General features: G+C 56.9%; 14 protein-coding genes. 7 read left to right on the forward strand and 7 right to left on the reverse strand.

Annotated features, from left to right (window positions below):
- Positions 1-474 (forward strand): response regulator (locus tag B2W52_RS07250; protein WP_286802176.1); only part of this gene is annotated, 474 nt, incomplete at its 5' end.
- 9 nt (positions 475-483) lie between these two features.
- Here B2W52_RS07250 and B2W52_RS07255 read toward each other — a convergent pair.
- Positions 484-975: a glutathione peroxidase gene (locus B2W52_RS07255; protein WP_092029806.1), complete on the reverse strand. Its 492-nt coding sequence runs from the start codon at positions 973-975 to the stop codon at positions 484-486.
- Between the two features lie 252 nt (positions 976-1,227).
- Between B2W52_RS07255 and B2W52_RS07260 the strand changes: the two genes are divergently transcribed.
- The 3 genes from B2W52_RS07260 (at position 1,228) to htpX (ending at position 3,901) form a co-directional block, all read left to right on the forward strand.
- Positions 1,228-2,442 (forward strand): pyridoxal phosphate-dependent aminotransferase, encoded by a 1,215-nt coding sequence (locus B2W52_RS07260; RefSeq protein WP_014577437.1) that lies wholly within the window; start codon positions 1,228-1,230, stop codon positions 2,440-2,442.
- Between the two features lie 11 nt (positions 2,443-2,453).
- A complete protein-coding gene (locus B2W52_RS07265; protein ID WP_088557032.1) occupies positions 2,454-2,924 on the forward strand; it encodes a hypothetical protein in 471 nt (156 codons plus the stop codon).
- A gap of 95 nt (positions 2,925-3,019) precedes the next feature.
- On the forward strand, positions 3,020-3,901 hold the full coding sequence (gene htpX, locus B2W52_RS07270; protein WP_053112243.1) for a protease HtpX: 882 nt from the start codon (positions 3,020-3,022) through the stop codon (positions 3,899-3,901).
- Positions 3,902-3,950: 49 nt separating this feature from the next.
- Here htpX and pdxB read toward each other — a convergent pair whose 3' ends face one another.
- The 3 genes from pdxB to B2W52_RS07285 are packed head-to-tail and all read right to left on the reverse strand — an operon-like array spanning position 3,951 to position 6,964.
- Positions 3,951-5,102, reverse strand: a complete 1,152-nt coding sequence (pdxB, locus tag B2W52_RS07275) for a 4-phosphoerythronate dehydrogenase PdxB (protein WP_092029808.1) — start codon at positions 5,100-5,102, stop codon at positions 3,951-3,953.
- Positions 5,103-5,119: 17 nt separating this feature from the next.
- On the reverse strand, positions 5,120-6,403 hold the full coding sequence (locus B2W52_RS07280) for a DEAD/DEAH box helicase (RefSeq protein WP_053112247.1): 1,284 nt from the start codon (positions 6,401-6,403) through the stop codon (positions 5,120-5,122).
- A 6-nt stretch (positions 6,404-6,409) separates the two neighbouring features.
- Positions 6,410-6,964 carry an elongation factor P hydroxylase gene (locus B2W52_RS07285; protein ID WP_092029810.1) on the reverse strand — a complete coding sequence of 185 codons (555 nt, stop codon included), beginning with the start codon at positions 6,962-6,964 and terminating at the stop codon, positions 6,410-6,412.
- A 187-nt stretch (positions 6,965-7,151) separates the two neighbouring features.
- On the opposite strand from B2W52_RS07285, the gene dsbD reads away from it, so the two are divergent.
- Positions 7,152-9,047, forward strand: coding sequence for a protein-disulfide reductase DsbD (gene dsbD, locus B2W52_RS07290; protein ID WP_273070447.1), 1,896 nt, complete (start codon positions 7,152-7,154; stop codon positions 9,045-9,047).
- 12 nt (positions 9,048-9,059) lie between these two features.
- Here the strand turns inward: dsbD and tusA are convergent, their stop codons facing one another.
- Positions 9,060-9,299 (reverse strand): sulfurtransferase TusA, encoded by a 240-nt coding sequence (gene tusA / locus B2W52_RS07295; protein WP_014577444.1) that lies wholly within the window; start codon positions 9,297-9,299, stop codon positions 9,060-9,062.
- Positions 9,300-9,385: 86 nt separating this feature from the next.
- Here tusA and B2W52_RS07300 point away from each other — a divergent pair, with 86 nt between their 5' ends.
- The gene (locus B2W52_RS07300; RefSeq protein WP_014577445.1) at positions 9,386-9,676 is read left to right on the forward strand and encodes an antibiotic biosynthesis monooxygenase family protein; all 291 of its coding nucleotides are present in this window, start codon (positions 9,386-9,388) and stop codon (positions 9,674-9,676) included.
- On the opposite strand, the gene rlmM is transcribed toward B2W52_RS07300, so the two are convergent.
- The gene (gene rlmM / locus B2W52_RS07305) at positions 9,673-10,749 is read right to left on the reverse strand and encodes a 23S rRNA (cytidine(2498)-2'-O)-methyltransferase RlmM (protein ID WP_092029813.1); all 1,077 of its coding nucleotides are present in this window, start codon (positions 10,747-10,749) and stop codon (positions 9,673-9,675) included. The two genes, B2W52_RS07300 and rlmM, sit on opposite strands and share 4 nt — an antisense overlap.
- A 112-nt stretch (positions 10,750-10,861) precedes the next feature.
- Between rlmM and B2W52_RS07310 the strand changes: the two genes are divergently transcribed.
- Positions 10,862-12,703, forward strand: coding sequence for a sensor domain-containing diguanylate cyclase (locus B2W52_RS07310; protein ID WP_092029815.1), 1,842 nt, complete (start codon positions 10,862-10,864; stop codon positions 12,701-12,703).
- 9 nt (positions 12,704-12,712) lie between these two features.
- On the opposite strand, the gene B2W52_RS07315 is transcribed toward B2W52_RS07310, so the two are convergent.
- Positions 12,713-13,354: an alpha/beta family hydrolase gene (locus tag B2W52_RS07315; protein ID WP_092029817.1), complete on the reverse strand. Its 642-nt coding sequence runs from the start codon at positions 13,352-13,354 to the stop codon at positions 12,713-12,715.
- Positions 13,355-13,624: the final 270 nt, after the last annotated feature.

Raw genomic sequence — 13,624 nt, forward strand, 5'->3', positions numbered from 1 at the left:
CGGGATGAATTGCTACGTTGCCTGCTTCTGGCCGCGGGGCTGCTGAACAGCGAGGAACAAACGGCTACCGCCGTGGAAGACGATGAGCAAACCGGCACGGAGGCTTCCCTGAAAATCCTTCTGGTGGAGGACAATCAGGTCAACCAGATGGTGGCCGTCAGCCTGCTCAAGAAACTCGGCCATCGCACAGATCACGCAGAGAACGGCCTCAAGGCCATACAGGCATTGGAAAACAACCACTATGACCTGGTACTGATGGATTGCCAGATGCCGGTTATGGACGGCTACGAAGCAACACAGAGGATTCGGCAAAACCCCGAATGGAAAGACCTGCCGATCATCGCTGTTACCGCAAATGTGATGCAGGGCGACCGCGAGGACTGCCTCGCCTCAGGCATGAACGACTACATTACCAAGCCGTACAAGCGCGAAGAGCTCAGGACGGTCATCGACCGCTGGCGCCCCGCGATTTGACCGCGACCTTCAGGCCGGTAACAGTTTCTCGATGTCGGCCCGAATATCCTCCGGCTTGGTTGTAGGCGGATAGCGACGGACTACCTTGCCATCAGGAGCTACCAGGAACTTGGTGAAGTTCCACTTGACCTTTTCAGACCCCATCAGTCCCTTGGCTTCATGCTTGAGAAAGCGAAACAGTGGGTGGGCGCCATCACCGTTGACTTCGACCTTGGAAAACATGGGGAAGTCGACCCCGTAGTTGAGACTGCAGAACTGGCTAATTGCATCCTCGTCGCCCGGGTCCTGATTAAGGAACTGGTTGCAGGGAAAACCCAGAACCTCAAACCCCTTACTCCCCAATTCGTTGTGCAGGGACTGCAGGCCTTCGAATTGCGGTGTGAAACCACATTTACTCGCGGTATTCACGATCAGGAGCACCTTGCCCCGGTACTCTGCCATGCTTTGTTCATTACCCTTGATATCCCTTACCGTAAAATCGTAGACCGTCTCGCCTGCCATGAAGCTCTCCCTTCGATGTTTGTGTTCGTCGTGACTCCATTGTTCACAACACAGACCAAAAAACCATGGCAATGCAGGCTCTACGGCGATCATTTTTAAAAACCGGTTCAGGTTTGTGTGCTAAATCTGCCTTAACACGACACAATTCATCATAATTCCCCTGTTGCCGCCGGGCCTCGCTCCGCTAGAATAAAGGCCTCTCGTATTGGCAGGTGCCATTTTTCGATCTCAAAAGAAGGACGTCCGGGTCTTATGCAGAACTACTACAAATCCGCCAAGCTGGATAACGTGTGTTATGAAATCCGTGGCGTGGTTCTGCGGGAGGCACGCCGGCTTGAGGAAGAGGGTCACCGGGTACTCAAGCTTAATATTGGCAACCCTGCAGCGTTCGAACTGGATGTCCCGGAAGAAATCCAGCAGGACGTCATCTACAACATGCACCAGGCCCAGGGCTATGTGGAGTCGAAGGGGTTGTTCTCCGCCCGCAAGGCGGTCATGCACTACTGCCAGCAGCGGGGTATCGACAAGGTCGATATCGACGATATTTTCCTGGGCAACGGCGTCAGCGAGTTGATCGTTATGACGATGCAGGCCATGTTGAATACCGGCGACGAAGTCCTGATCCCGGCCCCCGACTACCCCTTGTGGACCGCAGCCGTCACACTTTCCAGCGGCAAGCCCGTGCACTATCGCTGCGACGAACAGCAGGACTGGTTTCCGGATATTGACGATATCCGCAAGAAGATCACCCGGCGGACCCGTGCCATTGTTCTGATCAACCCCAACAACCCGACCGGGGCAGTGTATTCAAAGGAGCTTCTCGAGCAGGTCATCGAACTGGCCCGCAAGCACAACCTGATTATTCTGTCGGACGAGATCTACGACAAGATCCTCTATGACGGTACCCAGCACATCTCGACCGCCTCGCTGGCCGACGACGTGCTGTTCTTTACCTATAACGGCCTGTCCAAGAATTACCGGGCAGCGGGTTACCGCTCGGGCTGGATGATCGTCAGTGGAGCAAAACACCGGGCGAAAGATCTGATCGAAGGCATCGACATGCTCTCGAATATGCGCTTGTGTGCCAACGTTCCGGCCCAACTGGCCATTCAGACAGCCCTGGGAGGCTACCAGTCCATCAACGATCTGGTGGCACCAGGCGGGCGGCTCTACGAGCAAAGGGAAACCGCCTGGCGCATGCTTAACGACATTCCGGGCGTAAGCTGCGTCAAACCCCAGGGTGCGCTTTACCTGTTTCCGAAACTGGATCCCAAGCACTTCCCTATCGTGAACGACGAGAAACTGGTTCTGGACCTGCTGTTGCAGGAGAAGATCCTCCTGGTGCAGGGGTCGGCCTTCAATATCGATGACAGGCAGCACCTGAGAGTCGTGTTCCTGCCCAGGGAAGATACCCTCGAGGATGCCATGGGCCGGCTCGGCAATTTCCTTGGCCAATACCAGCAATAACGGGGAAAACCATGGCGGATATTCACGTCGAGGAATTCTACAAGGATGCGGCCATTGCCCTGGTGCAGTTGTATGGTGCCTTTCCCAGGCGCATCAACCTGTTTGTCGAGGACATTGCCGGCCCGGATGAGCCGGACGAATTTGGCCTGCACAGCAAGCGACACATGGCCTGTTTCGGCGCCCTGCTCTGGCTCGCAGAGGAAGGTCTGCTCCGGTACGTCGACACCATCCGCCAGGAAGCTCTGGACCAGGCGGTTCTGACCAGAGACGCCTTTATCCGCCTGAGCGCGCCGGCGCCAGAGACTCTGACCAGCGAATTCGGAATCCCCGAGGAAACGGCTGCCGGTAATCTGCCCCCTTCCGTTCAGGAGGATCTTTCCACTCACATCCACCTGATTCGCAAGGCGCTGCGCGGGGGGAACTCCGCCCGAATCAGCCAGATCATGCAGGCAACCTTTTTTGCCGACCGCGGCAATTATTAAATCACCGTAAGCTCGTTGATTGATTGAACCGCGACCGCATATAACGGTCTGAATAGCGGCTTTATTTTCTTTGACGAACTGATCAGGGCACCAACATGCGTATTCTGCTGTTTCTGGCAACCAACCTTGCTGTCATCCTTGTCGCGAGCTTTACACTGCGGCTGTTGGGCGTGGATAGCTACCTCGCCCAGAATGGTATTCAGTATGGCTCTTTGCTGGCCTTCGCGGCGGTCTTCGGATTTGCCGGCGCCATCGTGTCTCTGCTGATATCCAAACGAATGGCCAAGTGGAGCACCAGGGCCCGGGTTATTGATTCCCCGAGAACACCTGCCGAGCGCTGGCTGGTGGATACCGTAGCCGAGTTGGCGAAGAACGCCGGTATCGGAATGCCGGAGGTGGCTATTTTCCCGGCGTCCCAATCCAACGCCTTCGCAACGGGTTGGAACAAGAACGATGCCCTGGTCGCCGTCAGCGAGGGCCTTTTGCATCGCTTCAACAAGGACGAAATCCGGGCAGTTCTGGGCCACGAAATCGGCCACGTGGCCAATGGCGACATGGTGACCCTGGCTCTGATTCAGGGTGTGGTGAACACGTTCGTGATCTTCGCCTCCCGGGTCATCGGTTCGTTTGTTGACCGGGTGATATTCAAGAACGAAAGTGGGCATGGCCTTGGGTTTTTCGCCGTCAGCATCGTTGCCGAGATTGTCCTGGGCATTCTGGCCAGCACGATCGTGTTCTGGTTCTCCCGCCGGCGGGAATTCCGGGCCGACATCGCTGGCGCCCAACTGGCGGGGCGCACAGCCATGATCAGCGCGCTGGCAAGATTGAAACAGGAGAGTGAAGTGCCGGATCAGATGCCGGATTCGCTCCAGGCATTCGGCATCAATCGCGGAGCCCGGGGCGGCCTGAGCGCCCTGTTTATGACGCATCCGCCCCTGGAAGACCGGATACAGGCATTGCAGCACGCCAAGCTGTAAAAAAACGGGGCCCTCGGGCCCCGTTTTTTGTTGTACAGGTGAGACTCGTTCAGATTTTCAACTTGAACCCAATGGCCCGGAAACTGTCCTGCAGCGATTTGCTGGTGCCCTTGAGCTGAATCTTGAGACTGGAACACTCCCGACGTACCGGGTAATCACGACGGAGCCTGTCAAACGCCGCACCTCGCTCTTCAACGGATCCGGTCATGGCATTCCGCAGCCGGGCATCGTCGGGACGAGGGTCATAGCAAGCCCTCAGCGCAATGCGGATGGCATCTTCTTCGTCGGCCGAGCTGGTAAAGGAAATCTTGCTGAGCGCCGGCTCGGGTAAAAACTGGCCGGCTTTTTTGCGAACCGGCAAGCCCAGAAACTGGCTAAGCGACTGGTAGATCATTTCCGTCCCCTGAACCTTGCCTTCGAGGCTGTATCCGGCGATGTGCGGTGTCGCCAGCCAGACCCGGTCAACCAGTTCGGGGTGAATCCTCGGCTCCTGTTCCCAGACATCCAGCGCCACGGTCGGCGCGTTACCCTGGTCAAGCCGGGCCAGCAATGCTGACGAGTCGATGACTTCTCCACGACCAGCATTGATAAGGAGCTGATTTGCGCCCAGAGCCTCAAGCTCGGGATGACCAATCATATGCAGCGTGGGATGGTCCCCTTCTCGCGTCAAAGGTGTGTGCAGGGACACCACATCACACTTCATGGCCTCTTCCAGCGACACAAACTCTTGGTCGTCCTCTTCCCGATCCGCCCTGGGCGGATCACAGAGGCGCACATCAAATCCAAGGCGTTCCAGTTTGTGGGCCAGTTCGCCACCGACATTGCCGACCCCGACTATACCAACACTGAGTTGGGACCAGTCTGCAAGGCCACGCCGCTCGGCATGCAGCGAAAGCACAGACAAAACGTACTCGGCAACACTGTTGGCGTTGCAGCCGGGCGCCGCCGAGAAGCGAATACCCGCGGCCTCGAGCCAGTCGAGATCGACATGGTCGGTACCGATGGTGGTTGTGCCAACAAACCGAACCCGACTGCCCTCCAGGAGCTCACGATTTACCCTGGTGACGGAACGAACCAGGACGATATCGGCATCCCGGACATCCTCGTTCGACATGGAACGGCCGGATACCCGGCGAATCTCGCCGATATCGCCGAAAAAGGAATCCAGTAAGGGAATGTTTTCGTCTGCTACGATCAACATGATGATATTCGGCCCTGTCAGTTCCTGCGCTGACGCTGATTGCGCCCACCCTGACCACGTCCACCGCCACCCTGCGGGCGACGACCGCGCTTGCGGGTAATTGGCGGATTGTCCATCGGCGCCATGAGCGCTTCATCGGGCACGGCAGTCTTCAGCTTCTGGCTGATGTAGGTTTCGATGGCGGGAAGCGCGAACGAGTCATCCTCACCGGCAAAACTGATGGAAACCCCGTGTTTGCCAGCCCTGCCTGTGCGGCCAATCCGGTGCACATAATCTTCAGCATTATCAGGCAGATTGTAGTTGAAAACGTGGGTGACGCCGTTGACGTGAATACCACGGCCAGCCACATCGGTGGCCACCAGGACCTGGATGCTGCCTTTTTTGAACTGGTCCAGGGTTTTGAGGCGCTTGTTCTGGGCTATTTCGCCTGACATCAGGGCAACTTTGACGCCCTGATTCCTCAGATCTTCTTCCAGGTCGCGGCACTGATCCCGGCGGTTGGCAAATACCAGCGCCTTTTCCACTTCCGGCCGCTTCAGGAAATTGACGAGCACCGGCAGCTTTTCATCGTCGCCCACCAGGTAGACGGTCTGCTCAACCCGCTCCGCCGTTTTCTGCTCCGGTTCAATTTCGACAAACTCCGCGTTGCTGGTCCACATGGAGGCGAGGTTCAGCACGTCCTGGTTGAACGTGGCACTGAACAGCAGGGTCTGGCGCTCCTCTTTGGGTGTGCATTTGCGGATAATGCGCTTCACATCGGGAATGAAGCCCATGTCCAGCATGCGATCAGCCTCATCAAGGATCAGGATGTCGAGCTGGTCCAGAAACACGTCCTGGGATCCGAGAAAATCGATCAGACGGCCCGGGGTCGCAACCAGAATGTCGACGATCTCATTCTGCAGCTGATCGCGCTGCTTGTCATAGTTCATGCCACCGACAACGGTTACTACGTTGTGCCCGGTATGCTGGCACAGTTGCTCAGCGTCTTTCGCGATCTGCATCGCCAGTTCCCGGGTTGGCGCCAGGGCCAGAACCCTCGGCTCGGAGGCAAAACGGTCCTTTTCGGGAATCGGGGTTTCCAGCAAACTCTGGATCGCCGTAATCAGAAACGCAGCGGTTTTGCCGGTGCCGGTCTGCGCCTGACCAATCAGATCTTCGCAGGCCAGTGTCCAGGGCAGTGTTTCGGCCTGAATGGGTGTGCAGTATTCAAAACCAATGGCCGTAATGGCATCCAGCAAACGTTTGTCGAGGTTCAGATCGCTGAATCTCAGATCGCCGGTGTGTTTTGGGTCAGATGTCATAAAGTCTCAGTTTTCCTGGGAATGTCCTGATTCAGAATATAGCGGAGCGATACGTCGGGCATCTTCATGCCAGCGTTCTTCTAAGGTTTCTCCGGTACCGTAAAATGTGGCCAGCGAGTCAAAAAATCTCTGGGCCCGGGGCGGCAACCCCTGTTCCAGATACTCACCTGCCTGGTCTCTGACTCTTTGCCGAAACCGCTCTTCATCGGCGGCGCCAACGCCGGAGAGGTTGTCCACGCTGATGTGAAAACGGGCTCCTGCGGCCACCGAAAACAACCACTCAATGGCCTGGGGCCTGACCTCAACCTGCTCGAAAGCCTGCTGCTGCTGCAGTGTCCGGCCATCCGGACAGTACCAGTAACCATAGTCATGAAGTGTGCGCCGGTGCTCACCAGCAATACACCAGTGGCTTATTTCATGCAAAGCACTGGCATAATAGCCGTGAGCGAAAACGACCTGTGCGAGACCTTCCGGATCGCTGGCAGGCAAGTATTCAGGTTCATCACTGCCTTTGACCAGAACTGTCCGGTATGCTTCCCGGAAAAGGTCATTAAACAGCATGATAAGATCATTTGGACTGTGATTCATTGGGTGGCTATTGTGCGACTTTACCGCCCCCAATACCAGAGGGAACTTTGACAGTCACGTCGTGTCCATGGCTGGCTTGCGCCGGCGCCGATTGCGGTGTAACAGTCGCAATTGAAAAGACTCTGAACAGAGAGACACCAACCGGGAAATCTTACAATCAATGATGGCTTTTGCTGTAGTAACGACGATAAAACGCCAATGGGCGAATCCTCTGGGCCTGATTCTGGCACTCGCCCTTGTGTGTTTGAGTTCCCCCTCCGCCTGGGCACTCGGCGGCAATGGAGGCTCGCTTTTCGGTGGCCAGGGTAGCGACTTTCTGCCCGTCGACGAAGCACTGCCCTTCAGTTTCTCAACCAACGCTGACACCGTGGTTCTCTCCTGGAATATCACGCCCGGGCACTACCTGTATCGCGACCGGATCAGCATCACCGCTACAAATCCCGAGGTAAGCCTGGGCGAACCCACTTTCTCGGCGCCAGGCACGGTGACCGAGGACGAATTCTTCGGCAAAACCACCGTTTTCTTTGATCCCGTTGACGCCCGTGTGCCTGTCGCGCTGCCTGCTGGCCTTCGGGAAGCAGAACTTCAGGTAACCTACCAGGGCTGCGCCAAAGCAGGCTTGTGTTACCCGCCCCAGACCCGGGATGTACTGTTCTACCAGGGTGGCGGCGGATCCGGCTCACAGACCGCCGCAACAGCTGGTTTTGCGTCAGGCGACAGTGTTCCCGTCGACACGGAAACCGCCACCGGCCTCGCCGGCTTTCTGGCCCAGCAATCCACCCTGGTCATTGCCGGTGTATTTTTGCTCCTCGGGTTGGGACTCACCTTCACCCCCTGTGTGTTGCCCATGGTCCCGATTATTTCCTCGCTGGTTTCCGGCAGAAACACCCGGACAACCGGCCATGCCCTGCTCCTGTCCGGTAGCTATGTGCTGGGCATGGCACTCACATACGCTGCGGCCGGCGTGCTGACCGGCCTGCTGGGGGCCAGCTTCAATCTTCAGGCACAATTGCAGTCACCCTGGGTTCTGAGCGTCTTTGCGCTGATGTTTGTCGTTTTCGCACTGTCGATGTTCGATCTGTTTGAAATCCAGCTGCCTCGCTTTATTCGCGAACCACTCAATGATGCCAGTCACCGGCTCACGGGAAGTCGGGTATTCAGTATTTTCGGTATCGGCGCCCTGTCAGCGCTGATCGTATCGCCCTGCGTATCTGCGCCACTCGCTGGCAGCCTGCTGTACATCTCGACGACCCAGGACGCCGTAATCGGCGGGGTTGCCCTGTTTGCGCTTGGACTTGGAATGGGCATTCCTCTGATTCTGGTCGCGGTGGGTGGCCGGAAACTCCTGCCAACAACCGGCCACTGGATGACCGCCGTGAAGCACTTCTATGGTGTGATGTTGCTGGCCGTAGCCATCTGGCTGGTAGAGCGCCTGGTGCCGGGGTGGCTGGCATTGACCCTGTGGGGCCTCCTGGTCGCCATCACCGGCGTTCAACTGGGGGCCTTTGACGCTGCCAAGGCGGGCTGGGAGCGCACTCGTAAAGGTCTGGGCCTGGTCCTCTTCGCCTATGGTCTGGCGTTATTGGCAGGCGCCGTGGGTGGCGCCAATGACCCATTAAAACCCCTGGCACCATTCACCATTGCCTCGGCATCGTCAGGCGGCATTGGGACCGCTGGCATTCAGCACGCTGATTTCGTGCGGGTCGAACGGCCAGCGGATATTCAGGCGATGCTAGAACAGGCTCGTGAGCAGGGCCGGCCCGTGCTGCTCGATTTCTACGCCGACTGGTGCATCTCGTGCAAGGTGATGGAACGCAATGTTTTCAGCAAACCGGATGTAATCCAGGCGCTCAGCCCCTTCACCCTGCTTCAGATCGACATGACGGACAACACGCCCGAGCAGCAGGCCATGCTGGACGAACTGGGCCTGTTCGGGCCTCCAGCCATACTATTTTATGGCAGCAACGGGGAAGAAATTGCCCAACGAAGAGTGCTGGGCGAAATGGATCGGGAGGAATTCCTTGGTCACCTGCAGGCGCTGCAGCCGGAAGTCTGACTGACAAAATCGCTATTGTCCCCGGCGTATCAGGTAGATAAACAGATCGTCCTCTTCCAGCTGTTTCACCAGTTCATGGCCGAGAAACTGGCAGAACCTCGGTATGTCCCGGGTGGTAGAGGGGTCTGTCGCCACAACCCGCAACACGCCACCAGGTTGGACATCGTTGATCCGATTATGAAGCATCATGACCGGTTCCGGGCAGAAAAGGCCCCGGGCGTCCAGCTCAAGGTCGTAGTCAGTTGCGGTCACACGTCGTCTCCTGTCAATGAACCTGATTTTTCGTAAAAACCTGCTAAATTATTGTTTATAACAGTTAAACCACTTGGAGGTTTCTCATGATCCGGGTTCTGATCGAACGCCATATTGCCGAAACCCTTGAAACAGCCTACGAAGAACGGTCGCGCAAGGTTCTGCAGCAGGCTGTCAGTGCCCCCGGTTTCATTTCTGGCGAAACCCTGCTCGACAGCCACGACCCCAATCACCGGATAACACTGGCGAACTGGCGCTCCGAAGCAGACTGGGATCGATGGTTTCACTCCGATGAGCGCCGTGAACTCATGCTGGAGCTTATCCCCATGATGGACGAAGAAGAGCACATTACAGTGCTGGAGCAAAGCGCCTTTTAACCCGTCCGCTCGATGAAACAGGTTATTTCTTCCCTGTCATGGTAAAGGTGGCGGGCTTTAAGGCGAAAACCGATGCCCGCCTCTTTCAAGCCATCAACGAGAATGTCCCGGCAAATCAGCCACTCGTCATAGCGCTTTTTCATAGGCAGCTTCAGATTGAAAACCGTGTAACGGCAAAGGCCGTCACCTAGCCAGGTCACAGCCAATTTTGCCGTTTTCCGGGGCTGATCCACAATGTCGCAGACCATCCAGTCGATGCCGCGCCTTGGCCGCCAACCATAACCATCCGCCTCAACATGCTCCACCTGTCCAGAGGCCATCAATTCAGGGTTCATTGGGCCGTTGTCCACTGCGGTTACCATCATCCCCTGACGCACAAGCTGCCAGGTCCATCCGCCCGGAGCGGCCCCAAGATCCGCGGCCTTCTTGCCACCACCAAGGTAGTCCAGCTCCTGTTCCGGAGGCAGAAACACCTTCCAGGCCTCTTCGAGCTTGAGGGCAGAACGACTGGGCGCTGATGCCGGCAGCCGCAGGCGCGGGATGCCACCAACGTAACGTGCCCGGTTATCCGCCAGACTGAAACCGACGACCGCCGACGTAAAATCGGGGAGGAAAACCTCGAGACGCGCCGGCGCAGGAGCATTCTGGTCAGCCTTCAGGAGGCCGGCTCCTCGCAAACCTCGGGAGAGCGGCGACACCCACTTTCGGGCAAAGTTTCCAAGGTCTCCATCCGCGTTGTTTTCCGGTAACCGGACTTCCAGCCGCGCACAACCCGGAAAACCGCGCCCAAGTCCACGGATTCCCTCGATAACGGCACCGACTCTGTCGGTCTCTGGCAGTCTGAATTGCCCGAGAACGACAATCCAGTCACGGACGAAGACCAGCTCCTCAAGAGGTAGACGAGCCATCACATCATCGGCAGTTTCCGGAACTGCCGGGTAGAAGCGCACCAGCCCCTGGTCTTTCAGGGGCTCGAAATACCCGAAAATACCTCGCTCCGAGGCTGAGTCGGTCATTTCACGGCCGGCTTCGGTTTCAAAGCCTGGCCGGCAAAACACAAGAATCTGTTCCATGCATTTCCTGAATCAGGGTCGGAGACCAACCCGTAAAAGTTGAAACTGTTTAACAGCTTAGATTGTCTTCTCTGGCTACACTTCCCGCTCTGATAACCGCGGGAAGCCATGAATGTCGTCCGTTTTGCGTTTGATTGCCATTCTCTGCCTTTTGCTGGCCCCTGCCCTGGCGCTGCCAGACACGGGTTCGATGGCGTCGGACTGCCCTGTCCTCGAGGCCACCGATACTGCTGCCCGCGCTTCCCTGATGCAATACGTTTGCTATTACAGTGCGCCGCCGGGCGCGCCCGGACATGAAGCAAGGAATCCGGACCAACTCCCCCGAAATATCAATTGGACCCCTGCAAACGGCCGGGACCTGGTATTCAGCCACACCAAATCCGTTTACTGGGTACACCTGCACGTCAGGAACTCCGGCGCTGAGCGGGCCGCCTGGTATCTGAAACTCAACTACCCGCTGCTGGACGAAGTCACATTCTGGCAGACGGGGAATGATACTACAGAGACACTGGTTACCGGAGATCAACGGCCTTTCGGGTCCAGGGCGGTAGACTACCGGTACTTTCTGCTTCCCGTCACACTGGATGGCGGTGAAACCCGGTCCCTGACGATCCGAATCCACAGCAATGGCGCTCTGAACGTGCCGCTCAGCTTTGAAACCCTGGCAGAAGTCATTGCCCGCAGTAATCATCTGACACTGACCCACGGGCTATTCTACGGCGCGCTCCTGGTCTTTGCGGTCTTCAACCTGCTGCTGTTTTTCAGCTCCGGGACCGGCTATTACTTCTACAACGCGTTTTACCTGGCAGCACTCGGACTCTTTCTGTTCGCCATGGGCGGCTTCGCGAACCAGTACTTCTGGCCAGACAACCCGGGCTTTGCCAATACATCCATCCCCTTGTCTTTGTCCCTTTGCGCCCTGGCCATGATCCTTTTCGGCCGGTCCTTCCTGGAAGTAGACCGCGGAACCATCTCGGAAACAGTCCTCAAAGGGCAGGCCTGGTTCTGCATTGGCTTCCTGGCACTAACACTGATACTGCCCTACAACAAAACCATTCTGCTCAATACCGTTCTTGCACTGACGGTTATTTCAAGCCTGTTCATCATCGCAGCGGTTCGTTGGAAACAGGGGTATCAGCCGGCTATGTGGTATCTGCTGGCCTGGCTGATCATGCTCGTTGGTGGCCTGATCTATGCCCTGGCGGCTTTTGGCTATCTGCATGACTTTCTTGCACGGGAGGCGCTGATGCAATCCGCAGTGGGAGGACAGGTGATCCTGCTGAACTATGCGATGGTGCAGAGGTGGCGCCTGCTGAACCAGAAGCTTCTGGACGTGGAACATAATGCGAGGACAGAACTGGAATTCAAGGTGCATGAACGAACCGCGCAGCTGCGGAACACCATGCGGGAACTGGAAAAGGCCAACCGCAAGCTATCGACATTGAGCCTGAACGACGCCCTGACCGGCCTTTACAATCGAAGGCACCTGAACAACATATTCCCGGAATTGTGCGCCGAAGCGCGGCGCACGTCCCAGCCACTGACCCTGGCGCTGGTCGATGCCGACCATTTCAAGAACATTAACGACACCTGGGGCCATGGCTTTGGGGACAGCTGCCTTCAGTTCATCGCCGAAATGCTGACCCGGCACGTGAAACGTCCCCGGGATGTTGCCATCCGATTCGGTGGTGAGGAGTTTGCGTTACTGCTGCCCGGAACCGATGCAAATGGAGCTTTGAATGTCTGTTCTGCATTGCTGCAAGACATCGCCAGGACGCCACTGCTCTCCCCAGACGGCAACAAAGTGAGAATAACCCTCAGCGCAGGTATCGCGTCACTCGTCTCCGGAGAGACCCAGAACCAACTGTTCGAACGGGCCGATGAGGCCCTGTACCGTGCAAAAAGCAGGGGCCGCAACCGCGCTGAGCTCTCTGAGGCTGTCGGGGTGCAGTAGAGATGAGGCTCAAAGCCGCTCGTCCACAAAGATCCGGGTTTCCCGGGCAGCCACCACGATCAGCTCCGCTTGGGTCTGTGGTTGGCTTTTCAGCGGCTGGAAATCATGATTACCCCCTTCCAGCCAGTGCAAACGGATTCCCTCCAACTCCTGCTCATGGCCAGCCATCTCGGACGGTTTCCCGAATGGATCCCTTGTCCCCTGAAGCACCAGCATAGGGCAGCTCACATTCTGGAAGTGCGCGGTACGCCAGCGGTCGGGCTTACCGGGCGGATGGAAGGGATAACCAAAGCAGGCGACACCATCAATACCCTCGCGACGGCTCGCCAGGATGCTTGCCATGCGTCCACCCATGGATTTGCCACCCACCAGTACCCTGCTGCCAGTTCCGCAATCTGATCGCACCTGATCAACCACCCGGGTAAAGCAGTCCAGCAACACGTGCTCTCTGTCGGGCGGTCGCTTCTTTCCATCCAGACGCCTTTTCTGCATATACGGGAACTCAAAACGTACTGTCTCAATGCCCTCTTGCTCCAGCGCTGCCGAAAGCTCCTCCATGAAGGTCGAATCGGCCGGCGCACCCGCGCCGTGGGCCAAAATCAGTACAACTTTCGGCTCATTCCCATAGCCTTTGGTCTTAATCAACTCCACAGAATTCACCTCATCCAGTTAAGCGACTATCATTGCACTCAGGCAACACACATTCCCTTAGCTGAAACAACTCCAATAACGGCACTGAAAAGGAAGCCATGTTGCTGATTTCGGCGCATTTGACGGATGTCAGGACTTGACCTGAGTCATTGCAAACAGCTAATCGTTTCTCCATACTTGCGCCCGCATATTTCCCCACTTTAAACCCATTGGTAAGGCTATGAGCACAGTAAATGCAAACCTGACATACAACTACAAGGTGGTGAGACA

This window comes from Marinobacter sp. UBA2498 (assembly GCF_002341575.1).
GTDB classification, from domain to species: Bacteria; Pseudomonadota; Gammaproteobacteria; order Pseudomonadales; family Oleiphilaceae; genus Marinobacter; species Marinobacter manganoxydans.